Origin of the sequence: Pseudoduganella danionis (assembly GCF_009720775.1) — a bacterium.
Classification (GTDB): Bacteria; Pseudomonadota; Gammaproteobacteria; order Burkholderiales; family Burkholderiaceae_D; genus Rugamonas; species Rugamonas danionis.
Window position 1 is genome coordinate 1 of sequence record NZ_WNKW01000006.1, and the last position, 23,766, is coordinate 23,766.

At 60.1% G+C, this 23,766-nt stretch carries 22 protein-coding genes, 1 tRNA gene and 1 rRNA gene; 11 read left to right on the top strand and 13 right to left on the bottom strand.

Annotation, left to right across the window (positions count from 1 at the left end):
- Together GM655_RS18280 and GM655_RS18285 are read right to left on the bottom strand one after the other, a co-directional pair.
- Positions 1–116 (bottom strand): 16S ribosomal RNA (locus GM655_RS18280); the annotation flags it as partial.
- A gap of 350 nt (positions 117–466) precedes the next feature.
- Positions 467–1,243: an enoyl-CoA hydratase gene (locus GM655_RS18285; protein WP_155436136.1), complete on the bottom strand. Its 777-nt coding sequence runs from the start codon at positions 1,241–1,243 to the stop codon at positions 467–469.
- Positions 1,244–1,396: 153 nt separating this feature from the next.
- On the opposite strand from GM655_RS18285, the gene GM655_RS18290 reads away from it, so the two are divergent.
- Complete coding sequence (locus GM655_RS18290) at positions 1,397–2,638, top strand: MFS transporter (protein ID WP_229632653.1); 1,242 nt, start codon at positions 1,397–1,399, stop codon at positions 2,636–2,638.
- A gap of 70 nt (positions 2,639–2,708) precedes the next feature.
- Here GM655_RS18290 and mltA read toward each other — a convergent pair whose 3' ends face one another.
- Positions 2,709–3,920 carry a murein transglycosylase A gene (mltA, locus tag GM655_RS18295; RefSeq protein WP_155436138.1) on the bottom strand — a complete coding sequence of 404 codons (1,212 nt, stop codon included), beginning with the start codon at positions 3,918–3,920 and terminating at the stop codon, positions 2,709–2,711.
- Between the two features lie 160 nt (positions 3,921–4,080).
- Positions 4,081–4,455: a Co2+/Mg2+ efflux facilitator ApaG/CorD gene (apaG, locus tag GM655_RS18300; protein WP_155436139.1), complete on the bottom strand. Its 375-nt coding sequence runs from the start codon at positions 4,453–4,455 to the stop codon at positions 4,081–4,083.
- A 181-nt stretch (positions 4,456–4,636) separates the two neighbouring features.
- On the opposite strand from apaG, the gene rpe reads away from it, so the two are divergent.
- The 6 genes from rpe to trpC all read left to right on the top strand — a co-directional run bounded on the left by rpe (position 4,637) and on the right by trpC (position 10,231).
- Positions 4,637–5,302, top strand: a complete 666-nt coding sequence (rpe, locus tag GM655_RS18305) for a ribulose-phosphate 3-epimerase (protein WP_155436140.1) — start codon at positions 4,637–4,639, stop codon at positions 5,300–5,302.
- 2 nt (positions 5,303–5,304) lie between these two features.
- Positions 5,305–5,988 carry a phosphoglycolate phosphatase gene (locus GM655_RS18310; RefSeq protein WP_155436141.1) on the top strand — a complete coding sequence of 228 codons (684 nt, stop codon included), beginning with the start codon at positions 5,305–5,307 and terminating at the stop codon, positions 5,986–5,988.
- Positions 5,989–6,199: 211 nt separating this feature from the next.
- Positions 6,200–7,696 (top strand): anthranilate synthase component I, encoded by a 1,497-nt coding sequence (gene trpE, locus GM655_RS18315; RefSeq protein WP_155436142.1) that lies wholly within the window; start codon positions 6,200–6,202, stop codon positions 7,694–7,696.
- A 1-nt stretch (position 7,697) separates the two neighbouring features.
- Positions 7,698–8,261, top strand: coding sequence for an anthranilate synthase component II (locus GM655_RS18320; RefSeq protein WP_155436143.1), 564 nt, complete (start codon positions 7,698–7,700; stop codon positions 8,259–8,261).
- 90 nt (positions 8,262–8,351) lie between these two features.
- On the top strand, positions 8,352–9,389 hold the full coding sequence (gene trpD, locus GM655_RS18325; RefSeq protein WP_155436144.1) for an anthranilate phosphoribosyltransferase: 1,038 nt from the start codon (positions 8,352–8,354) through the stop codon (positions 9,387–9,389).
- 41 nt (positions 9,390–9,430) lie between these two features.
- On the top strand, positions 9,431–10,231 hold the full coding sequence (gene trpC, locus GM655_RS18330; protein ID WP_155436145.1) for an indole-3-glycerol phosphate synthase TrpC: 801 nt from the start codon (positions 9,431–9,433) through the stop codon (positions 10,229–10,231).
- A 51-nt stretch (positions 10,232–10,282) separates the two neighbouring features.
- Here the strand turns inward: trpC and GM655_RS18335 are convergent, their stop codons facing one another.
- From GM655_RS18335 to GM655_RS18365, 7 genes are all read right to left on the bottom strand, one after another.
- Entirely contained in the window at positions 10,283–11,515 is a 1,233-nt protein-coding gene (locus tag GM655_RS18335) for a GGDEF domain-containing protein (protein ID WP_229632637.1), read from the bottom strand.
- 6 nt (positions 11,516–11,521) lie between these two features.
- A complete protein-coding gene (locus GM655_RS18340) occupies positions 11,522–13,342 on the bottom strand; it encodes a M61 family metallopeptidase (protein ID WP_155436146.1) in 1,821 nt (606 codons plus the stop codon).
- A gap of 12 nt (positions 13,343–13,354) precedes the next feature.
- Positions 13,355–13,921, bottom strand: a complete 567-nt coding sequence (locus GM655_RS18345; protein ID WP_155436399.1) for a nucleotidyltransferase family protein — start codon at positions 13,919–13,921, stop codon at positions 13,355–13,357.
- 4 nt (positions 13,922–13,925) lie between these two features.
- Positions 13,926–16,157 carry a xanthine dehydrogenase family protein molybdopterin-binding subunit gene (locus tag GM655_RS18350; protein ID WP_155436147.1) on the bottom strand — a complete coding sequence of 744 codons (2,232 nt, stop codon included), beginning with the start codon at positions 16,155–16,157 and terminating at the stop codon, positions 13,926–13,928.
- Between the two features lie 11 nt (positions 16,158–16,168).
- On the bottom strand, positions 16,169–16,627 hold the full coding sequence (locus tag GM655_RS18355; RefSeq protein ID WP_155436148.1) for a (2Fe-2S)-binding protein: 459 nt from the start codon (positions 16,625–16,627) through the stop codon (positions 16,169–16,171).
- 125 nt (positions 16,628–16,752) lie between these two features.
- Positions 16,753–17,478 (bottom strand): DsbC family protein, encoded by a 726-nt coding sequence (locus GM655_RS18360; RefSeq protein ID WP_155436149.1) that lies wholly within the window; start codon positions 17,476–17,478, stop codon positions 16,753–16,755.
- A 50-nt stretch (positions 17,479–17,528) separates the two neighbouring features.
- Positions 17,529–18,749, bottom strand: coding sequence for an FAD-dependent monooxygenase (locus GM655_RS18365; protein WP_155436150.1), 1,221 nt, complete (start codon positions 18,747–18,749; stop codon positions 17,529–17,531).
- Between the two features lie 78 nt (positions 18,750–18,827).
- Between GM655_RS18365 and GM655_RS18370 the strand changes: the two genes are divergently transcribed.
- Positions 18,828–18,903: transfer RNA gene (locus GM655_RS18370), tRNA-Phe, on the top strand.
- Positions 18,904–19,166: 263 nt separating this feature from the next.
- Here the strand turns inward: GM655_RS18370 and GM655_RS18375 are convergent.
- Positions 19,167–20,117 (bottom strand): hypothetical protein, encoded by a 951-nt coding sequence (locus GM655_RS18375; protein ID WP_155436151.1) that lies wholly within the window; start codon positions 20,115–20,117, stop codon positions 19,167–19,169.
- Between the two features lie 3 nt (positions 20,118–20,120).
- Complete coding sequence (locus GM655_RS18380) at positions 20,121–21,356, bottom strand: hypothetical protein (protein WP_062794268.1); 1,236 nt, start codon at positions 21,354–21,356, stop codon at positions 20,121–20,123.
- A gap of 244 nt (positions 21,357–21,600) precedes the next feature.
- On the opposite strand from GM655_RS18380, the gene GM655_RS18385 reads away from it, so the two are divergent.
- The 3 genes from GM655_RS18385 to GM655_RS18395 are packed head-to-tail and all read left to right on the top strand — an operon-like array spanning position 21,601 to position 23,742.
- Positions 21,601–21,930, top strand: coding sequence for a helix-turn-helix domain-containing protein (locus GM655_RS18385; RefSeq protein ID WP_062794267.1), 330 nt, complete (start codon positions 21,601–21,603; stop codon positions 21,928–21,930).
- 13 nt (positions 21,931–21,943) lie between these two features.
- A complete protein-coding gene (locus GM655_RS18390; RefSeq protein WP_229632638.1) occupies positions 21,944–22,873 on the top strand; it encodes an ImmA/IrrE family metallo-endopeptidase in 930 nt (309 codons plus the stop codon).
- 8 nt (positions 22,874–22,881) lie between these two features.
- A complete protein-coding gene (locus GM655_RS18395; protein WP_150981280.1) occupies positions 22,882–23,742 on the top strand; it encodes an OST-HTH/LOTUS domain-containing protein in 861 nt (286 codons plus the stop codon).
- Positions 23,743–23,766 lie beyond the last annotated feature (24 nt).

Here is a 23,766-nt window from a genome sequence, read left to right on the forward strand (position 1 = left end):
TATTACTCACCCGTTCGCCACTCGCCACCAGAGCAAGCTCCGTGCTGCCGTTCGACTTGCATGTGTAAGGCATGCCGCCAGCGTTCAATCTGAGCCAGGATCAAACTCTTCAGTTTAATCTCTGTTTGTTTGCGATTTCTCGCACCGTTATTTTTAACGGGTCGCTCACTCAAAATACTGACAGTTCGCTTCTTTTACGAAGCGTCCTATTTCAATTATTTCTTGTGAACATTTGATATTTTTTAAGTATCACGAAGACTAGCTTCGTGTGCACTTTCATCAAACGTCCACACTTATCGACTGTGAATTTTTAAAGAACTCTTTGGCACTGCTTGCTGCGTTTCGACAAATCGTTTTGTTTGTCAGCAGCAGAGAAATGAGATTATGCAGGGATTTCTGGAAGTCGTCAACCCTCGCTATGCAATTACTTGAAATGAATAGCGAGGGACTATCGACATCCGGCTAATTACAGGCCGTCGAAATTCGGCGCACGTTTCTCCAGGAAGGCATGCATGCCTTCTTTTTGAGCAGGCGTACCGAAGGCCGCCTGGAACAGACGGCGTTCGTAATTTACGCCTTCCGTCAGCGTGGTTTCAAAGGCGCGGTTCACGGCGTCCTTGATCATCATGGCGACCGAGGTCGGCATAGCGGCGATCTGTTTGGCCGCCGTCAGCACTTCTTCGATCAGTTTGTCGGCTGGCACCACGCGCGATACCAGACCGATGCGCTCGGCTTCTGCCGCGTCGATGGTGCGTGCAGTCAGTAGCAGATCCATGGCCTTGGCTTTACCGATGGTGCGCGGCAGACGCTGGGTACCGCCCGCGCCCGGCGTCACGCCAACCTTGATTTCCGGCTGGCCGAATTTGGCCGTATCGGCCGCGATCAGGAAATCGCACATCATGGCCAGCTCGCAACCGCCGCCCAGCGCGTAGCCCGCTACAGCGCCCACCACCGGCTTACGGATGCGCAGGATATGTTCCCAGTTGCGGGTAATGTAGTTGTCGCGATAGGTATCGACATAGGTATAGTCAGCCATGGCAGCGATGTCGGCACCTGCAGCGAAAGCCTTCTCGCTACCCGTCAGCACGATGCAGCCGATCGCAGGGTCGGCATCGAACTTCTGCAGGGCATCGCCCAGTTCGTTCATCATGCGGTCGTTCAGGGCATTCAGCGCCTTGGGGCGATTCAAACGGATCAGTGCTACTTTCTCGTGCACTTCGACGATCAGGTCTTCATACTGCATAGCTGTCTCCTAGATGGTGGGATATTTACTCTGCGATTGTAGCGCCTATCCGTTGCGCTGGTATCATAGTTCGTCCCGCCTAGATTATAGGAAGCCGCCATTCTGTCCGCCCTACGCCTCAAAGTTCAGCAATATCTGGAGCGTGATGCTCTACTGCGCAACGGGAATTTCGTGCGCTACTGGATCAGCGCCATCCTTAATGACTTCGGCAGCTATATCAGTGCACTCGCCCTGCCCTTGTGCTCCGCCATCCTGCTGCATGCCACGCCGGCCCAGATGGGCATACTGGGCGCCGCCTCCGCGATTCCGTTTGCCCTGCTGGCCTTGCCCACGGGCGTATTTCTTGATCGCCATCGCAAATTGCCGGTGCTACTGGCCAGCAAACTGGTGCAGGCACTGACACTGGGCAGCGTGCCGCTCGTCTATTGGCTAGGCCACCTGAGCATAGAGTGGATGTATGGGGTGGCACTGATCAGCGGCTGCTGTTCACTGGTGGGAGGTGGTGCGGAGCAGATCTTCCTGACCAGCCTGATCGGCCGTGAACGCCTGATCGAAGCTCAGTCCAAGTTTGCCGCCGTTGATTCGGTGGCACGGGTGGTTGCGCCCGGCATCGCAGGGGTGTTGATACAGTGGCTTACCGCGCCGTTTGCCGTCATCGTCAATGCACTGGGCTTCATCTGCTCCATCCTCATCCTGCGCAATCTGAAGGCCAACGATCCCAAACCGGAACCCAGCAAGCAGCACATGCTGCGCGACATACACGATGGCCTGCTATTCATCTGGCGCACACCGTTGCTGCGCACACTCGCATGGGGTGCGGGCATCTGGCATATGCTGTTCTACGGCTATGCCGCGCTCAGCGTCCTGTTCTGCACGCGCGAACTGGGCATGACGGCCGGTCTGTTGGGCATAGCGCAGATGGTAGGCGGCGTCGGCGTGCTACTCAGCTCCATCCTGGTCAGGCCGCTCAGCGCGCGCTATGGCCCGACCGGCGCCATGCTGACCGGTATAGGGCTGACAGCCTGCGCCTTTGCTGCCATGCCGGCCATTCCCGCCCATCTGTTCGGCAGCGCCACGGGGAGTGCCGTCGCCAGCACTCTGGTCTCGCTGCTACTCGATTGCGGCGTGATGCTGTTCTTTATGCCATATATGACGCTACGCCAGAAAGTCACACCGGACGCGTATCTGGGCCGCATGGTATCGACCATGCGCTTCCTCACGGTGGCCAGCGCTCCGGCAGGCGCACTGCTGGCCGGCTATCTGGGCGAGCACCTGAGCATACGTACGGGGCTGACCTGCGTCGCCGTAGGCGGCATTGCACTGACGCTGGCCATGGTATTTGCGCCAGCCCTCAGGAACGTGCCCGAACATCTGGCGCCGGCACAGCCCTCCTGAAACGCGGCCTGTGCCGACGCGGTACCGCCAACGCGTTCCTGCGAGACAGCAGCGCCGGCACGCACAAGGTTTACTGCACTTGCTTGGGTAGCAGCACCCAGACATTGCCACGCTGCTTCATGCGGCCAGCATTTTCCGCCGCTTCAGTACCGAAACCAAAGAAGTAATCGACGCGGATGGCGCCACGGATAGCACCGCCCGTATCCTGCGCCATCACCAGCCGCTGCAACGGGATATCGCTGTTCGGCATGGTAGTCGAGAGGAATACGGGTGCACCGAGCGGCAGTTGCGATGCATCGATAGCGACCGAACGCGATGGCGTCAGCGGCACGCCCAGCGCACCTTTCGGACCGATTTTCGGATCCGGCAGGCGCTCTTCTTTGAAGAACACATAGCTGGGATTCACATTGAACAGTTCCTGCATACGGGTAGGATGGCCAGCGATCCACGCCTTGATGCCTTGCGCCGACGCCTGCTCCAGCGTCAGCTCGCCCTTCTCCACCAAATATTTGCCGATGGATTTATACGGATGGCCGTTCTGGTCAGCATAAGCTACGCGCACTGTCTCCTTGCTATCGGTCAGTTGCACGCGGCCCGAACCCTGCACCTGCAGGAAGAACGATTCGACCGGATCATCTACCCACAGCAGCTCCTTGCCGCCGAAGTCAGCTTTCTCGATATCGGCGCGGGTGGCATACGGCACCAGCTTCTTGCCCACCACCTTGCCGCGCAGCCGCATACCCTTCAGTTCCGGATACACGCTGGCCAGATCGACGGTGATCATATCGTCCGGCACCTTGTAGAGCGGGGTCTGGTACGGGCCGCCTTTTTTGCGGGCGCCGCGCAGCAGCGGCTCGTAATAGCCCGTCACCAGTCCTTCATTGGCACCGTCGGGCGCGATCACCTGATTCGGCTCCATGAACGCTTCGAAGAACGTGCGGATTGCCTGCTCATCGCCGCTGTTCACACTGCGCGCGATGCTGCAGGATTCCTTCCAGTTGGCCTGCTTGGCCAACACAGAACACGAGGACAGGAAGGCCGGCCACGCTGCGCGCAGGTCATCCTTGTCCCAGCCCGGCAAGGCGCTGAACGGTGCTGGCACTAGCTGCATCACGGCCGGCTTGGCCGGTGCCGGCGTGGGCTCCGGTGTAGGCACCGGCACCGGGACCGGCGTGACCGGAGCGCGGCTGGTATCGGGCGGCAGCGGGGTCGAGGTACAGGCAGCTAAAGCCAGCGCGACGAGAGTGAGCGGAACAGGTAGACTACGGCGTGTAAAGAACATAAGGACTGTTATGTGGATATTGATGATAGAAGCATGCGTGGCGTTTTTCCTGCTGGTGTTCATCGTCTGGTGGACCATGTATGCACCTAAACCCAAACCGCGCGATGAGGACAAGACGCAGCAGGACGATCAGCCTTGAAGCGTCCGGCTTAGCGCCGGTTCAGTGCAGGGTGCGTGGCAGTGACAGCACGAATTCCGGTATTGGCACTTCGAAGCGGTGGCCATTTTCCGCCACGCAGAAGTATTCGCCATACATGGAGCCCTGCTGGGTGCGCAGCGCCGTACCGCTGGTATATTCGAACTGTTCGCCCGGCTGCAGCAGCGGCTGATGGCCCACCACGCCGAGGCCGCTGACCTCTTCCTTGTGGTTGTTGGCATCCGTGATGACCCAGTGGCGCGAGATCAGCTGGGCGGCCACCGTACCGGTATTCTTGATCGTGATCGAGTAGGTGAACACGAAATTGGTACGTTCAGGGTCGGACTGCTCCGGCAGATACTGGGTTCTGACCGTCACCGTCATTTCATAAGTGGCCATTCAAATTCCTTAAATCGGGGCGAGTGCACTGGCACTCTCAGCAAGCTTGGCGATTGTATATCGCCAGACTGTCATTGCACCCCAAATTGCCCCCGTATGCAAGGACGACGCGCCTGAAAACAGGCGCACAGGCGCTGTGCAGCGTAAAATAGCGCATCTTTTTTTAATGCAGGCCCATCCCATGTCCAATTTCCGCATCGCTCCCAGCATTCTGTCCGCCGACTTCGCCCGTCTGGGCGAGGAAGTGCGTAACGTCGTCAGCGCTGGCGCCGACATTATCCACTTCGACGTCATGGATAACCATTACGTGCCCAACCTGACCATAGGCCCTATGGTGTGCCAGGCCATCCGCCCGCACGTGGACGTGCCTATCGACGTGCACCTGATGGTGAAGCCGGTGGACCGCATCATTCCTGACTTCGCCAAGGCCGGCGCCAACATCATCACCTTCCATCCGGAAGCATCGGAACATGTCGACCGCAGCCTGCAACTGATCCGCGACCATGGCTGCAAAGCCGGTCTGGTGTTCAATCCGGGCACGCCGCTGCACTATCTGGATCACGTGATGGACAAGATCGACATGATCCTGATTATGTCCGTCAATCCCGGCTTCGGCGGTCAGTCCTTCATCCCCGAAGCGCTGAAAAAGATCGCGCTGGCACGCCGCAAGATCGACGAATCGGGCCGCGACATCATGCTGGAAGTCGATGGCGGCATCAAGATCGACAACATCGCCGCCGCCGCTGCAGCCGGCGCCGACACCTTCGTGGCCGGCTCGGCCATCTTCGGCCAGCCTGACTACAAGGCCGTGATCGACGCCATGCGCGCCAATCTGGCCAAGGTGTAAGCATGAGTGTGCTGGCAGGCGTACGCGCCGCAATCATCGACCTCGACGGCACCATGCTGGACACGATTCCCGACTTCCACGTCGCGATCAACAGCATGCGTGAAGAACTGGGCCTCGCCCCTATCACCCAGGAACAGATTACGCTGATGGTGGGTAAAGGTTCGGAAAACCTGATCCGCGCCGTACTGGCGCTCGATCTGGCAGCCGATCAGGTCGAGGCGAAGTTTACCCAGGCGATGGACGCCTACCAGCGCCACTACTTACGCATCAACGGTCAATTCAGCAGCCTGTATCCCGAGGTGCTGGAAGGCCTGAGTGCGCTAAAACAACAAGGCCTGCGGCTGGCCTGCGTGACCAATAAACCGATCAGCTTCACCACTCCGCTGCTGGCCGCCAAAGGCTTGAGCAGCTATTTCGAGGTGGTGTACGGCGGCGATTCGCTGGCGCGCAAAAAACCCGATCCCCTGCCGTTGCAGACGGTCTGCGCCGATTTCGGCCTGCCGGCCGCACAGGTAGTGGCCATCGGCGACTCGTCGAATGACGCGCAAGCCGCACGGGCAGCGGGTTGCCCGGTGCTGACGGTACCTTACGGCTACAATCACGGAGAGGCTATACACACCATCGATTCCGATGGTATAGTAGACACGCTGCTATCCGCAGCGACTTTGATTCGTTCGCAAAATTAACCTTAGCTGAACCAACGCTGACCGTAATGTCTCTGTTCAAAAAACACCAAGTCAACCAAACCGGCGCGATTGAGGCCTGGCTTTGGCGACGCTGGCAATCCTGGCAAAACTAAGCCGAACTGATTGCTGTTGCGCTGCTGCGCGACAGGTTTTTTGAACCACCACCGCCTGTACCACATCCATCGCTCTACAGGCGGCATGGAGAACAGACATGACCGAACTCGAATTCAAATCGTTGGCCACCGACGGCTACAACCGCATCCCTCTGATCGCCGAAGCTTTTGCCGATCTCGAAACCCCGCTCACGCTGTACCTGAAACTGGCCCAGACCCAGAACGCCGGCAAGAACACCTTCCTGCTGGAGTCGGTCGTGGGTGGCGAGCGTTTCGGCCGCTACTCCTTTATCGGTCTGCCGGCTACCACGGTGCTGCGCACCTTCGGCCACCGCACCGAGATCGTCAAGAACGGCACGGTGATCGAGACGCATGAAGGTAATCCGCTCGACTTTATCGAAAGCTATCAGAAACGCTTCAAGGTCGCGCTGCGCCCCGGCATGCCGCGCTTCTGCGGCGGTCTGGCTGGCTACTTTGGCTACGACACGGTGCGCCATATCGAGAAAACGCTGGCCAACACCCAGCCGAAAGATGATCTGGGCCTGCCCGACATCCAGTTGATGGTGACGGAAGAACTGGCCGTGATCGACAACCTGTCCGGCAAACTGTATCTGATCGTGTATGCCGATCCGACCCAGCCGGAAGCTTATTCCAAAGGCCGTCAGCGCCTGAAAGACCTGCGCATGATGCTGCGCCGTGGCGTTGACGCGCCAGTCACCAGCGCTTCCGTGCGCACCGAAGCGATCCGCGAATTCGCCAAGGAAGACTATCTGAAAGCCGTGGAGCGCGCCCATGAATACGTGATGGCTGGTGATCTGATGCAGGTGCAGATCGGCCAGCGCATCCGCAAGCCGTATGTGGATTCGCCGCTGACGCTGTACCGCGCGCTGCGTTCGCTGAACCCGTCGCCGTATATGTACTTCTACAATTTCGGCGATATGCAGATTGTGGGCGCCTCGCCGGAAATCCTGGTGCGTAACGAGACCCTGCCGGACGGCGAAAAGCGCGTGACGCTGCGCCCGATTGCCGGCACCCGCCCGCGCGGTTCGACCCCGGAACGCGACGCCGAACTGGCCACCGAACTGCTGGCCGATCCGAAAGAAATCGCCGAACACGTGATGCTGATCGATCTGGCGCGCAATGATCTGGGCCGCATCTCCGACATCGGCACGGTGAAAGTCACCGACCGTCTGGTGATCGAAAAGTACTCGCACGTACAGCACATCGTCTCCAACGTGGAAGGCAAGCTGAAATCCGGCCTGTCCAATCTCGACGTGCTGCGCGCTACCTTCCCGGCTGGCACGCTGACGGGCGCACCGAAAGTGCGTGCCATGGAAATCATCGACGAACTGGAAATCTCCAAGCGCGGCATCTACGGCGGCGCCTGCGGCTACCTGTCCTTCGGCGGCGAAATGGATGTGGCGATTGCCATCCGCACTGGCGTAATCAAGGACGGCATGCTGTATGTGCAGGCCGCCGCCGGCATCGTCGCCGACTCGATACCGGAAATGGAATGGCAGGAAACTGAAAACAAGGCGCGCGCCGTGCTGCGCGCTGCCGAACAAGTGCAAGATGGTCTGGATGGGGAGTACTAAGATGCTGCTAATGATCGACAACTACGACTCCTTCACCTACAACATCGTGCAGTATTTCGGCGAACTGGGCGAAGACGTGCGGGTCTACCGCAACGACGAAATCACGATTGAAGAAATCGAAGCCCTCAATCCCGACCACATCTGCATCTCGCCGGGCCCTAAAGACCCGGCGCAGGCAGGCATCTCCATCGCAGTGCTCAAGCACTTCGCTGGCAAGAAACCGATACTGGGCGTCTGCCTCGGCCATCAGGCCATAGGCGAAGCCTTTGGCGGAAAAGTTATCCGCGCCAAGCAGGTCATGCATGGCAAAACCTCTCTCATCGCGCATACCGGCGTGGGCGTATTCAAGAATCTGCCCTCGCCTTTCACAGTGATCCGCTATCACTCGCTGGCCATCGAACGCAGCTCGCTGCCGGCCTGCCTGGAAGTGACGGCATGGACCGACGACGGCGAAATCATGGGCGTGCGCCACAAGGAATACGACATCGAGGGCGTGCAGTTCCACCCCGAGTCCATCCTGTCGGAACACGGTCACGCACTGCTGAAAAACTTCCTGGTTCGTTAAGGCTGGCGGCGCGCTGCGTGCGCGCTGCTGTCTGCGTCCGCAAGGGCGACGTTAACTGACTATCTGTGCCAAATTATTGCGAGGATTGCCATGCCTATCACCCATCAAGAAGCACTGCTGCGCTGCATTGAACACCGCGAGATTTTCCACGACGAGATGCTGCATCTGTTCCGCCAGATCATGTCGGGCGAAATGTCGCCCACCATGATCGCTGCCCTGACCATGGGCCTGCGCGTGAAAAAGGAAACCATAGGCGAGATCACCGCCGCCGCGCAAGTCATGCGCGAGTTCTCCACCAAAGTGCCGATGGCCGACACGCGCGGCCTGCTCGACATCGTCGGCACCGGCGGCGATGGCGCCCACACGTTCAATATCTCGACCGCTTCCATGTTCGTCGCCGCGGCTGCCGGCGCGCGCGTGGCCAAGCATGGCGGCCGCAGCGTTTCGTCTTCGTCCGGCAGCGCCGACGTGATCGAATCGTTAGGGGCCAACATCAATCTGAAGCCGGAACAGATTGCCCAGTCCATCGCCCAGACGGGCATAGGCTTCATGTTCGCACCGAACCACCACGCCGCCATGAAGCACGCGGCACCCGTGCGGCGCGAACTGGGCGTGCGCACCATCTTCAATATTCTGGGCCCGCTGACCAACCCTGCCGGTGCGCCGAATATCCTGATGGGCGTGTTCCACGCCGACCTCGTCGGTATTCAGGTGCGCGTACTGCAGCGCCTCGGCGCCCAGCATGCGCTGGTGGTGTATGGCCGCGACAATATGGATGAAGTTTCGCTCGGTGCCGGTACGCTGGTGGGTGAACTGGTCAACGGCGAAATCCGCGAATACGAAATCCATCCGGAAGACTTCGGCCTGCAGATGATCGCCAGCCGCAATCTGAAAGTGGCCGATGCCGCCGAATCCAAGGCTAAGATGATGGAAGCGCTGCGCGGTGAACCCGGTGCAGCCTTCGATATTGTCGCGCTCAACTCCGCCACTGCGCTGTATGCAGCCGGCGTGGCTAGCTCGATCGAAGATGGTCTGGTGCGCGCGCGCGAAGCCATCACTTCCGGCGCCGCGATCAGGAAAATCGAACAGTTTGTGCAGGTCACACAGACGCTGGGCCAGCATAACTAAGCGCCCCGCCCGCACCACACATACTTACTCAGGTATCCATCATGTCCGACATACTGAATAAAATCCTCGCCGTCAAAGCACAGGAAGTGGCCGCTGCAAAAAACCAGCGCAGCTATGCCAGCCTGCGCGCCGAGGTAGAAAGCAATAACGAACTGCGCACCGGCCTGCGCGGTTTCGAAGGCAGCCTGCGTAGCAAAATCGCCGCTGGCAAGCCTGCCGTGATCAGCGAAATCAAGAAGGCCTCGCCGTCGAAAGGCGTGATCCGCGCCGATTTCCGTCCTGCCGAGATCGCCGCCAGCTATGCCCAGCATGGTGCGGCCTGCCTGTCCGTGCTGACGGACGAACAGTTCTTCCAGGGTTCGGTGGCCTATCTGCAGCAAGCCCGTGCGGCCTGCCAGTTGCCGGTACTGCGCAAGGATTTCATGATCGATCTGTACCAGATCTATGAAGCCCGTGCCATGGGTGCCGATGCCATCCTGCTGATCGTCTCGGCGCTCGATCATGGCCTGATGGCCGAGATGGAAGCCTGCGCCCACGAGCTGGGTATGGGCGTGCTGGTAGAGACTCACGACGCGGCCGAACTGGATGCAGCCCTGCGCCTGAAGACGGCGCTGGTAGGTATCAACAACCGCAATCTGCGCACCTTCGATGTGACGCTGGATACCACGCTGGGCCTGCTCGACCGTATCCCGGCCGAGAAAATCGTCATCACCGAATCGGGCATACTGGTGCCGGCCGATGTGGAACGCATGCGCGCCGCCAATGTGCACAGCTTCCTCGTTGGTGAAGCCTTCATGCGCGCCGCCGATCCGGGCGCCGAACTGGCGCGCCTGTTCAACTAAGCCTGAGGTAAGCCTCGGTTAGCCCGAGGTTAGCTCTCAGTTAGCCCTCAGTTATCCATTACTAGCCACAACACTGGCTGGCGCCATCACCGGCGCAATCGGCGGCATCACAGGCACTACGCCCGATGTCACCAGCGGAGCCGCGATCTCGATACGATCGCGGCCACCGCTCTTGGCGCGGTAGAGCGCCTGATCCGCCCGCAGCAGCAAACCATCCAGCTTTTCATCGGGGCTACTCTGGCAAGCCACACCGATGCTGACCGTGTAAGGCGGCAGACCGTGAGCACCGGATGCCCGCACAGCCTTGAGGACACGCTCGGCAATCTGCAGCGCACGGTCCAGCCCCGTTTCCGGCAACAGCACGACAAACTCCTCGCCGCCGAAGCGGGCAATGTGATCCGATACGCGCAACGCCTTGCCGATCAGCCCTGCCACCTCCACCAGCACACGGTCGCCGATGATGTGGCCATGGGTATCGTTGATCTTCTTGAAGTAATCGAGATCGATGCTGAGTACCGTCATCACGGTGAACTGGCGCCGCATCAGGCCCAGTTCCTTGGCATAGACATCGGCAAAGCCGCGCCGGTTGAGTACCTGCGTCAGCGGGTCCAGCGTGGAACGGCGCTCCAGCAAACCTTGCAGGCGGCGCGTGGACACCGTGTTGAAGCTCACGGCTAGCAACAGGATCATGAACTGGGCCAGCGCCAGATACAAACTCTGGAAAGGGCCGCTGGCCATGATATTCACCAGTTCGGAGCCAAACAGCATGGCCAGCGTACCACGCGTGAACACCACCACCGACTGTATGCTCAACAGCACGTACAGGAAGCGGGTCGAGAAATGCGGCTCACCATGGCGCCAGACGATGATGGTGAGGTAGAAGTAATACACCGACACCAGATACGAGAACACGGCCACCCGGGCGCTGAAGCTGGGCTCCCACACATGCCAGTAACTGATGCCGGCCAGGCAGAGTAGCCATAGTAGCGAGAACAGCGACCACGAGGGCTTCAGACCGTAGAATTTCTGCGTACCGATCAACGTCAGGCCGACACCGCAGACAAACGCCGAATTCGCCGTCAGCAGTACCACCAGATCCGGCACCCCCAGCCTGCTCGAAGCGAACAATCCAGCACCGGCCACCAGCATCAGCAGGCTGCAGGCCCAGTAGTTCAAGCCCCTGATCTCGGGCGGATAGCTGAAATAAGACGAAAACAGCACGATGCTCATGGCGATGGCCATCAGTACCGACATGAAGATGAGCGTTGCGGGATCGAGCAGCATAAAAACTTAGCCAGCCTGGCTAGGACGTTGCGGCGTACCGGCCTTCTTGCTGGCGGCATCCACGGTCAGGCTGACGCCGGGCACGCGGTCGCCCTGCAGGGTGGCCGTGAACGTCATCAGCTCATCACGGCGGAACGCGTGTACATCGATCTCCGATCCGACGCCATAGCGCGACAGCAGCGTATCCAGATTGGCTGCCGTGACGCGCAAGCCATCCACTGCCACCAGCACATCGCCAGCCGACAGACCGGCACGGTGGGCTGCGCCGCCTTCGTGCACGCTATTGAGCTTGCAGTCGTTGCCATCTTTGCCGAGGTTGACGTCCAGACTAGGCTTGGCCGACTTGCGCTCATCAGCGTACTTGACGCCGAACGGTGCCAGCAATTTAGCCAGCGGCAGGTCGTCCGTGCCGCGCACGTATTTGTCGAAGAAGGGTTTGAAGCGGCCACCGCTGATTTCATCGAACAGAGCTTCCGCTTCGGCGGGTGTGACGCCACGGCCTGCGCCCTGATAGAAGCTGGCGCCATAGCGCTGCCACAGGGTGCGCATCACATCATCGAGCGACTTCTTGCCGCCCGTCTTGGCACGGATGCTGAGGTCCAGCGCCAGCGCCACCAGCGAACCCTTGGTGTAGTAGCTGACGATGGCGTTCGGTGCATTCTCGTCCTGACGGTAGTACTTGCCCCAGGCGTCGAAACTGGAATCGGCCACGCTCTGCTTGGTGCGGCCGCTGCCGCGCAGCACGCTGCCCACCGTCTTGGCCACCAGTTTGAAATAGGTCTGCTCGTTAATCAGACCGGCGCGCACCAGCATCAGATCATCGTAATAACTGGTAAAGCCTTCGAATAGCCACAGCAGCGGCGAGTAATTCTCTACCTGCAGGTTGTAGGGCGCGAACACGGCAGGCTTGATGCGCTTGACGTTCCAGGTATGGAAGTACTCATGGCTGCACAGGCCCAGATACTGCAGGTAGCCGTCGCTGATGTCCTTGCTGGCGGCCTTGGTGCTGGGCAGATCGGCACGGGCGCAGATCAGCGCCGTCGAGGCGCGGTGTTCCAGCCCGCCATAGCCATCACCCACCGCCATGGTCATGAACACGTAGCGGTTCATCGGCGCTTTGCGGGTTTTCGGTTCGAAGAAGGCGATCTGGGTTTCGCAGATTTTCTTCAGGTCTGCGCTCAGGCGCGCCATGTCCAGATGCGGCACCTTGCCGGTGATGACGATATCGTGCGGGATACCATGCGCCTTGAAGGTGGCCAGCGCAAACTCGCCCTGCTCTACCGGATGGTCGATCAGTTCATCGTAATCGCCCGCCACATAGGTGCCGTAGCCGTAGCGCTTGGCCTTGAGTTCGGGCAGAGATGTAGCCACGCGCCAGTTGCGCGCTGCGGGATCGGCCGGGCGCTGGATATCCACCACATGCGGCTGGTCTTCCTGCCCCAGCACGCGCAGGAATACGCTGGTGCCGTTGTAGAAAGCGTGGTTCTGATCGAGATGGGCTGCACGTACCGACAGATCCCATGCATAAATCTCGTAGTGTAGCGTCAGGCTGGCGCCGCGATCCTTGAGCGGCGCGGCCTGCCAGCTATGCTTATCGAGCTTGGTCAGCGCGACCGGCTCGCCATTGGCCTCGGCGCGGATGCGCACGATGTTGCGCGAGAATTCACGGATCATATAGCTGCCCGGTATCCACGCAGGCAAGGCAAAAATCTGCCCGCCTTCGGCCGGCTGCGCTACTGTCAGCGTCACGCGGAACAGGTGTGCGGCCAGATCGTGGCCGATGATGCTGTAGGCGATCGCTGCTTTATTCTTGTTAGGTTTTTTCATCTGATTCCTTGATTACAAATCTGCGCGGGTGTCGATGTCGCGGATCACGCCTTCATCGTCCACCACCAGTTCACTGACTGCATGGTTCTTTAGTATGGCCCTTGCGCCCTGATCGCCCTGCAGCGCCAGCAGCAATGGTAAATGATAAGCACTGAAGGCCACCGGATTTCCGCGCTGGCCCTGATACATGGGCGCCGCAATGCGCGCACCGCGACCTATGGTGGCCAGCAGTTCGCGCATGGTCTGCGGCTGCACATAGGGCATATCGCCGAGCGCGATCAGCCAGCCTGCTGCCGTGCTGCTGCTGCGCAGCGCCAGCGTCAGGGAAGCGGCCATGCCATCGTCAGCATTATCACAGACTAGCACCTCGCAACCAAGCTGCGCTAGCAGATCTGCCAGCGCAGCGTCGCCACGCCGCACCACTGCCAGTACGCACGGCACGGCCGCCAGCAGCTTGCGCGCACTGGCCGCCACCACCGGCTCGCCGGTGGCTAGTGGCTGCAACAGCTTGTTCTGCACTCCGGACGGGTCAAAGCGCTGCCCCCGTCCGGCGGCCAGCAAAATGCCGACCAGTTCCATGGTCTCAGGCACTGGCGAGGTCAAACGGCAGTTTGCGCAGACGCTTGCCGGTCAGTTTAAACAGGGCGTTGGCAAAGGCCGGCGCCAGTGGCGGCAGGCCCGGTTCACCCATGCCGGTAGGCGCATCATGCGAAGGCACGATGTGCACATCGATCACCGGCATATCCGTCATGCGCGCCAGCGTGTAGTCGCTGAAGTTCTGCTGCTCCACCACGCCATCCTTGAGCGTAATGGCGGCGCCGGGCAAGGTCATGCCCAGTCCCATCAGAGCGGCGCCCTGTATCTGCGCTTCGATGGTGAGCGGATTGACAGGCTGGTTGCAATGCACACCCGCCGTGACCTTGTGCAGCTTGGGCACACCATTCTTCACCGAGGCCACCACCACATAGGCTATCGCCGTGTTAAACGATTCATGCACGGCCACACCCCAAGCCTGCCCTTTCGGCAAAGCCTTCTTGCCATAACCGGACTTGGCCACCGCCAGATCGAGCGCGGCCAGATGGCGCTTGCCTTTCTCGCCGATCAGCTTCTTGCGGTAGGCCACCGGATCCATGCCGGCCGCATGGGCCGCTTCATCGATCAGGGTTTCCATCACAAACGCCGTGTGGGTGGAACCGACGGACCGCCACCACAACACCGGCACATTGGCCTTGACGGTATGCGCGCTCAGGTTGAGCGGCACTTCATACGGCTCGCCCATGCCTTCTACCATGGTGGCATCGATGCCATCCTTGACCATCATAGGTTCGAACGGCGTGCCGCTGATGATGGACTGGCCGACGATCACGTGGTCCCAAGCGACGATGTTGCCCTTGTCATCCAGCCCCAGATCGGCACGGTGCACATGGGAAGGACGGTAGTAACCGCCCTTGATATCGTCCTCACGGCTCCAGATCACTTTGACAGGTTCGGTCTTGCCGGCCGCACGCCAGACTTTGGCGATGTTGACCGCCTCCACCAGATAGTCCGAGCTAGGCACGGCACGGCGCCCGAAACCGCCGCCGGCCATCATGGTATTCAGCACCACCTGCTCCGGTTTGAGGCCAGCGGTAGCCGCAATTGCGCCCTGGTCGATGGTCTGGAACTGCGAACCGGCCCACACTGTGCAGCCATCGGCGCGCAGATCGATCACGCAGTTGAGCGGTTCCATCGGCGTATGCGCCAGATAAGGGAATTCGTAGACGGCCGAGATTTTTTTCGCCGCACTGGCCAGCTTCGAAGTATCGGCCTTGCGCGCCGGCTTGCCGGCCTGCTGCGCCAGTGCCTTGTAGCTGGCCATCTGCTCGCTGCTGCTGACTTTTTCAACGGCGCTGGTATCCCATTCGATCAGCAGTGCATCACGCCCCAACTTGGCAGGCCAGTAGCCATCAGCAATGACGACCACACCATTGCCGCCCCGGTCGGTATTCACGGGCAGTACTTCGATCACGCCCTTGATGGCCTTGGCCTTGCTGGCATCGAACTTGGCGACGCGTGCGCCGAACACCGGTGGCCGGGCCACCACCGCCACTTTGCTGTTGGGTGCCTTGAAGTCCATACCGAACTGCTGCTTGCCGTTGGATTTAACAGCCGCATCGAGCCGCTTCATGGGCTTGCCGATAAACTGGAAATCCTTGGGGTCCTTCAGCTTGACGCTGGCCGGTACAGGTTGCGCCATGGCGGCATCGGCCATGCTGCCGTAGCTGGCTTTCTGCCCCGCTGGTCCCAGCAGCATGCTGCGCGAAGTGCGCACCTGATCGGCCGGCACCTTCCACTGCTCGGCGGCTGCGGCGATCAGCATGGCGCGCGCCTTGGCGCCGATTTCGCGGTACTGGATGTACGAGTGAGCGATGCTGCCCGAACCACCCGTAATCTGGATACCGAACGCCGGGTCTTTGTACTGATCGCCAGCCGGTGCCAGCGCACCGTTCACTTTCGACCAGTCGGCATCGAGTTCCTCGGCGATCAGCATGGGCAGCGACGTCTGCACGCCCTGGCCGAATTCCAGCCGGTTCACCTGCACGGTGACGCGGTTATCGGGACTGATATGTAGAAAAGCATTAGGCTGATACACCTTGGCCTGCGCCTGCTGCGCCTGCGCGAAACGACCGCCGCTAGGCAGGAAGAAGCCCAGCACCAGGCCGCCGCCAGCGACGGCACCAGCCTTCATGAAGCCACGGCGCGAAACGCCGCCTGCAGCCTGGGCTTGTTTCGGAGTGTCCACCTGCGTTTCCTGTTGCATCCATTCGATACGCATGACAGTCTCCTTTAGGCGATGGATTTGGCGGCATCCTTGATGGCCGCACGAATACGCTGATAAGTGCCGCAGCGGCAGATATTACCGCTCATGGCATTGTCGATGTCCGCATCGGACGGTGCCTTATTGGTGCGCAGCAGTGCCGTGGCGCTCATGATCTGGCCGCTCTGGCAGTAGCCGCACTGCGGCACATCGAGCTTGACCCAAGCCGCCTGCACGGCTTTGCCCACTTTGTCGTTTTCCATCGCTTCGATGGTGGTGATCTTCTGTCCCACGGCGGCCGAAATCGGCGTCACGCAGGAGCGGATAGGCTGGCCGCCCAGATGCACGGTGCAGGCACCGCACAGCGCTGCGCCGCAGCCGAATTTGGTGCCGGTCAGATTCAGATTGTCACGCAGCGCCCATAAAATCGGCGTCGATGGATCTGCGTCCACCTGCATGTCTTTGCCATTGATGTTCAAGGTAATCATACGAGTCTCCTGTCGGTGCTGCGGTTGCACGTCACTAGAACTAAACTTGGGTTGAACAACGAGGACAACTAGTTCCGGGCCACAGAACTGCGGCCCGGGAAATCACTACCACTACACAGCCTGATTTACTGCTTAATCTTGGCGAACTTCTCTTCCAGCATTTTGCTGTCGATCGCGCCCGGTACGCGGCTGCCGTCAGCGAAGAAGATCGCCGGCGTGCCGTTCACACCGAGCTTGCGACCGAGTTCCAGCACTTCGTCATTCGGTGCGACGCAGTTGGCCGATGCCGGTGCGGCTGGCTTGTTACGAATCATCCAGTCATCCCAGGCCTGGCTGCGGTCCAGCGAGCACCAGATGTTCTTCGATTTGACGAAGGAATCCTCGGCCAGAATGTTGTACATGAAGGTGTAGATGGTGACGTTGTCGGTATCCTTCAGCGTGGTCTGGCGGAAGCGCTTGCAGTAGCCACAGTTAGGATCTTCGAACACGGCGATCACGCGCTTGCCATCGCCCTTGACGGTCTTGATGGCTTTGTCCAGCGGCAGATCGGAGAATTTGATACGGTTGATTTCGTCCAGCCGCTCCTTGGTCAGGTCGGTGCTGGTGACCAGATTGAATACGTGGCCGGAGAACAGATAGGTGGCTGTCTTGTCGGTGTACAGAATATCGGTGCCGACGCGCACCTCATACAGGCCGGCGTAAGGGGTTTCCTTGACCGAGTCGACCTTCACATTGGCGCCCAGACGGGGCTCCACCAGTTTGCGGATCGCCTCAGTCGACGGCGTTTCAGCGTTCACACAACCGGCCATCAGTGCCGACAACAACAGCAAACCCAGCTTACTCATACTCATAACTTCTCCGGTAACGACACACAGACCCGCATTTTTGCGTGATTTGACGACTATTTTCCCAATGCGTGAGAGATCAGGCGACGCTTCACTGCAGGCAATTTATCCAGCAAGTTTAATCCGAAATTGCGCGCCACGCGCAGCGGCTCGATATTTGCCCCGAACAGCCGCGCCAGACCGTCCGTGGTCAACTGCATCAGCAGCACATCTTCCTTGCGTGCGCGCGCATAGCGGGCCAGCACGCGCTCGTCACCGAGGCTGCGCTGCGGCTCGCGCTCGCTCAGGGTTTTCACCAGTTGCGCCACGTCGGCAAAGCCCAGATTCATGCCATGGCCGGCCATCGGGTGCACCACATGGGCAGCATCGCCTACCAGCGCCACGCGCTGCGCCACCATGGAATGAGGGCGGATCAGGCGCAGCGGGAAATCACGCACCAGTTCCGGCTGCAGCGGCGTCAGCGCGCCGAGCTTTTCCTGCGCATACACGGCCAGCCGTGCCGCAATCTGCGCGGCCGACTCGCTGCGCAGCGTATCGGCCAGCGCATCAGGTGCCGACCACACCAGCGATACCTGATTGCCGGGCAGCGGCAGCAGCGCCACGATGCCATCCACGCCCGTGAACCACTGGTAGGCGGCGCCATGGTGCGGCAGTTCGCAGGCGAAGTTGGAGACCACGGCCCGCTGATTGTAGCTGCGATAGTCAAACCCGATATCACACTGGCCACGCACCCACGACTGGGCGCCGTCGGCCCCCACTACCAGCTGCGACTTGATGCAACTGCCATTTGCGAGTTGCACAGTGGCACTGTCCTGGGTCTGCAACAGGGCCGTGGCACGCCCTTCCACCTGCTGCACGTTCTGGGCGAACTTGAGTGCTGCATCGAGTGCCTGGGCAATATTGCGGTCTTCCATGATCCACGCCAGCGTATCGGTGCGCGCGCCATAGGCATCGAAACCTAGACCACCGGCCTGCGCGCCATCACCGTGTACGATCATGGCATCCACTGGCGCGACCCGGCTGGCATCGAGTGCTCCCCACACTTTAAGCGAAGTTAGCAGACGATAGGCCGTGTGATTGAGCGCGTACACGCGCGCATCCCAGCCCGGATCGGAACCGGCCGGTGCGGCCGGCGGCGAAGGCGGCCCCAGCAGAGTCACGCTAAAACCGGCCTGGGCAAGGCCCAGCGCAGTTGTCTTGGCAATTGCGCCATTGCCAACGATACAGATATCACTCTCGATCACGCGCAGCGCAGCGCTGGAAGCTGGAATATTCATGCAATCATTATAGCGGGTCACATCGCCAGAAAACGGGGGCTTGCACTTCTGCGCAAGTCTGCTATAATTTTGCCTCTTGGCCTGGTAGCTCAGTTGGTAGAGCAGAGGATTGAAAATCCTTGTGTCGGTGGTTCGATTCCGCCCCGGGCCACCAAAATTCAACGCCCAACTGTTCTCAGTTGGGCGTTTTCATTTGTGCTTCCCGCATGCCACGCGGGGTTCCCGCACATTCTGCGTGTGCGACCGGGGTCCTGTGGTCTGGCAGGAACATCCCCAGTTGCGCTCCGTTCCGCCCTCTCTTCTCTCGAAATCGGCGCTAACTTCTTCGCCGTGGCACACGCACATGGCCTTTTGCGACCATGATTTGTGCGCGTGCCATTGCCATTCGTTGTCGGGCTTGCTTGGAGCAGCAGTCCGTCACGCCAACACTGCCGCCGCGCAAGGCATGGAATACAAGCCTGCGCGTTGCTGCGTGACGACGAGTGCTCCGTAGGCCGCCAGTCGAGCCTCGTGCTCCGGCTTGCCCTTGTCCTTCGACTTGATCTTGAACAGGTCAATCGGCTTGTCGCTCTTCTGGCCAGCGCGCTGCATGATCCTTTCTCCGTCCACCTCGACTCCCTTGAACGACCACAGCGACTCGAAGACCTTAGCCTGACCATCGGTGAACCGGATCGGCGTGGCCTGCACGTCCGGCAGCGTCGCCCACTTGAAGTCCGCTGAGAATGGCCCGTTCACAGGTGCGGCCGGATCGGCCACTGCTGGCGCTGCAGACGGTGCCGAAGGGATGAACGAGATCCCGCCGCCATAGAACGTGAATCGTTCTTCCAGCGCCAGCCATTCCACTCCTGAGCCGAATGGCGATCCACGAGTCGTGCGCGGCCTGGGAGTGATGACTCGGATGTTGCTACCCGCAACTCGGACACGATCCAGCAAGGTCGGCTCATGCAGCACTCTCGTCAGATCTCGGGCCAGCACGACCGGAGATCGGCGGGCGTTACCGAGCCGCCAAGCACCGTCGCCCAAATCATCTACGTCGTCGCGACTCTTGATGTCGAGCGCGAGGCGCATTTTCTGCCGCAGCCAGTCTTCATCCAGGGCCAATGCCGCACCATCGATTGCCTCGACCGGCACCTGGCCACACTCCGGGCAACGGCAGATCCGACCGCCCCGGCCGTCACTCCAGACCTGCGCCCGATGCTGCTGGCAGTGGGGGCAGAGCACAAAAGACTGATCCAGCACTGCTGGCCTGACCGTTTTGCCGAGCACAGACAAAGCAGATACCTCGCGTGGCGACAGCGTGGCACGCAGTACCGGCGTGCCACCCGCGAACAGACGGCAAACCAAGGCCCAGGCATCGTGCGTCGCCATTGATCAGTCCTCGTAGGCCGATGATGAACTGACTGCGTCGGTCTCTGGCGGCAATTCCTGGGCACTGAGGGTCTGGCCCTTCTGCAAGATGCCCACCGCGACAAGGTAACCCTCCAGTTGCGCCTGCATCTTGGCGTCGAACTTGTGCAGGTTCAGCCGCCCTTTGCTGGTCACTTCGATGGTGACCACCTTGGGGCGAGTCCTGCCCGGCTCGGGCGGGTAATAGAGATTGACCTGTGCCGCTGTCACCGCCCACTGACCCTCCAGCGGGCCTGGGAGTTTCTCCTTCAGCAAATCGTGTACCGAGCGTTGCTGGCTGGACTGCATCGCCGTGCATTCGATCTTCAGCGCCGTGTCGGGGCTGAGCAGGGTGAGTGCCTTGAGCTGCACCATCGAAAAACCGTCCTCAAAGACCTCCGGCACATCGAACCCGGTGCGCAGCATCGACAGATCCAGAGTCGGCGACTTGATCTTGTGAGCGCTTGCTTTCACGCCCAGCACATGCTCCGCGAAGGCCTCGACCAGCATTTGCTGATACTTTGCCCCGCCGCGCACCAGCGTGCGCACGACACCGGTGGACTTGGCGTACTCCAGCACCATGTGAATGTTGGGGTTGCCGACCCGGCGCTTCAGGGTCGCTCCCTCAAACTCCAGGCGCAGCATCGCCATGTCCTTGACATGGACCGACAACAGGAACACCCCCGGACTGCGCTCGACCAAGTGCGCCACGCTGCCGTCTCCGCATTGCAGTTCGCGCTTGTAGAAAGCCGAGATGGCATGACGCAACGCTGTCAGATTGGCATCCGAACCGTTCGGTTGGCGTTTCAAGCCAAGGTCGTATTGCTGCGTCTGCTGCCCATGCTGTTCCCAAAAGCTGAAGTCATAGGCGCGCTCGAACAGCGCCGGGTGGTGGACGTAGAGCCAGAAGGAACGGTGGACGTCACTTGCACACAGCGCCAAGCCCGCCAGCGCAGCACCATCGGCCACGGCCGCCTCAAACATCGCCTGCTTGCCTGCCGCATCGCCCAACTGAACGCTGGCCATGAGGTTGGCTGTCATCCGGTCGCGGGCAGCAATGTCGGGCCAGACCTTAACCGCTTCGACCAGAAACTGGCTGGTCTCAGGTGTGTCATCCCAGGCAAAGCCATGGGGCACCGGCAGGCTGTGGGTGGTCAGGAAGTCGCGCAACGTGGCATCCACCGGCAGCTCGAGCATCACGTCGACAAAGGTCTTCTTCATCTTGATCGTCCTTTCTGGATCGGCGTCGAAGGTCTGCGACCGATGTACGGACTGCACTGGCCAGCGACTGGGTTACTGAACACGCACCTCGCACAAGTAAAGTAGCGAGATACAAGCGCGATTCTGAACCTCAGATTTCCGCTTGTCAATCAAATCGGCACATCTAGACCTCGTTTGTATCTCGCGGCTATACTGGCGGTCTTGTTTTTGTTAACTGACTGTTTTCCCCTACAGGAGCATCGCTATGGCTTCAGCGTTCGGAGCACGCCTGCGACGCTTACGCGAGGCGAAGAAATTGACCTTGCAACAGGTCGCCGACGCTGTCGGCTGTACCAAGGCGTACATATGGGAACTGGAGATGAAGGACGGCCAGCGCCCTTCTGCCGAGCGAATTCAGGCGATAGCCAAGGTGCTGGGCGTGACGATGGAGGATGTGATGGGGGAGCCCGTCGATCAGGTTCCCCAAGCCAGTCCAGAAGATGTGGCTTTCTTCCGCGAGTACGCTGGAATGACGGACGAGGAGAAGGATCGCTACCGTCAGGCCCTCAAAATCATGTTCCCTGACAAGAGCTAAGGCTGTCTGACAATTGAGCGTATCCCAGCCCCTCACCGGTTCCATCGCGGCCAGCACCGTCTTGAGATGGTTGCGGGCCTGGCACGCCGACGGCATGCCAGATGCCGTGGATCTGGAAGTCGTCCGGCAAATGCTTCCAGAGACGCCTTACGGCAAAGGGGTGCGGGAGATCAAGGCCCCGATGGTGCTGGACATCAATAGCTGCGAAGGCATGCTGGTGCGCAACCCACAGGACACCGCAGAGTGGGGCATCTTCTATAACGGCAAGGCAAACCCCGAGCGCCAGCGTTTCACCATCGCTCACGAACTGGGCCACTTCATCCTTCACCGTGATCAGCGGCAAAGTTTCAACTGCGACAAGGAAAGCGTGTACTCCGGCGCGGACACTATCCGTGTCATCGAACGTGAGTCGGACGACTTTGCCAGCAACCTGCTGATGCCTGGCGACTTGCTGCGCGAGTGGATCTCAAACCAGCGCATCGACTTGCATGTCCTGAGCGCCCTTGCCAAACGGTTCCAGGTGTCGTTCGAGGCGCTGTGTATTCGGTTCATCAAATTCACCACGCAGCGAGCAATCCTTGTCTATTGGGACAACGGTTTCGTGAAGTACGAATGGCGCAGCAGCAGCGCGGTCAAGACGCGCGCCCGCATTCGGCGCACTGACGATCCGCAGGAACCATTACCCGGCACCCTGGCTGCTGATTCCACCGTTGAGCAGGAGTGGGATGGCACGGAGATGTCTGCCGCGATCTGGTGCCCGGAGGAGGCACCACACATGAAGTTGCGCGAGTTCAAGCACAGCTACACCACAGGAGATCGCGTCCTGACCCTTCTGCTACTGGAAAGTGCTGAACCACGGTCATGGGATCGGTCTTGGCAAGACGGCGAGAGCTTTGACAGCTTCGATCAGTTCGTCTCGAACGGGCAATTGCCAGTACGGTGAGTCCCTCGATGACAGGCTTGCCGATCCAACCCATAGATGAAGAACTGCAGACCTTGCAACGCGAGGTGCAGCGAATGCTGGGTCGTTGTCTCTTGCGTCTTCAGCAGTACGAGCAACTGATGAAGGCCATCGTGGCCCACCACGAAATCTCCGCGTCAGGATCACCCCTCGAATCAAACCAGGCGGAGCGCATTGCGGATGCCGCAAACAAGACTCTGGGTACGTTGGTTGGCACGCTGCTCGGAACGTATGTCACCAGCGGCGACCAAGACGAGGTCGCCGAACCAGATGCGCCCGACAACATCATCTCGTTCAAGATGAAGATGAGCTTGCGGATGTCTGCCGCGGATTTCGATACGACGCAAAACGATCTGAAGGAACTGGTTCTGTTGCGGAACAACCTGGTGCACCACTTTATCGACCAGCACGACCTTTGGAGTCTGGACGGATGCCGTGGTGCGCAAGAGTCCTTGGTGGCGGCCTACAGTCGCGTCGATCAACACTTTGAGCAACTGCGAGGCTGGGCGGAGCACATGGATCAGGCCCGTCGTCTGGCGGCGGAGTTTGCCCAGTCCGATGCCTTCCGCGATCTGGTGATCAACGGCATAGCGCCGGATGGCTCGGTGGATTGGCCCGCAGCCGGAATTGTTCGCGCATTGCATGAGGCAGCAGATCAGTTGGCTGTCGACGAGTGGACGCCGGTCACTACTGCTGGACGATGGATTGCAGAAAGGCACCCCGATCAACTGCCCGCCAAGTATGGGTGCAGCAGTTGGCGGCAGGTCGTGCACGAATCCCGCCTTTTCGAGCTTCGGTATCGCGAAGTGAATGGCCAGCGAGCGGCTTGGTACCGGCCCAAAAAGACATAGTGCAAGACCCGCGCACTCCCGCTA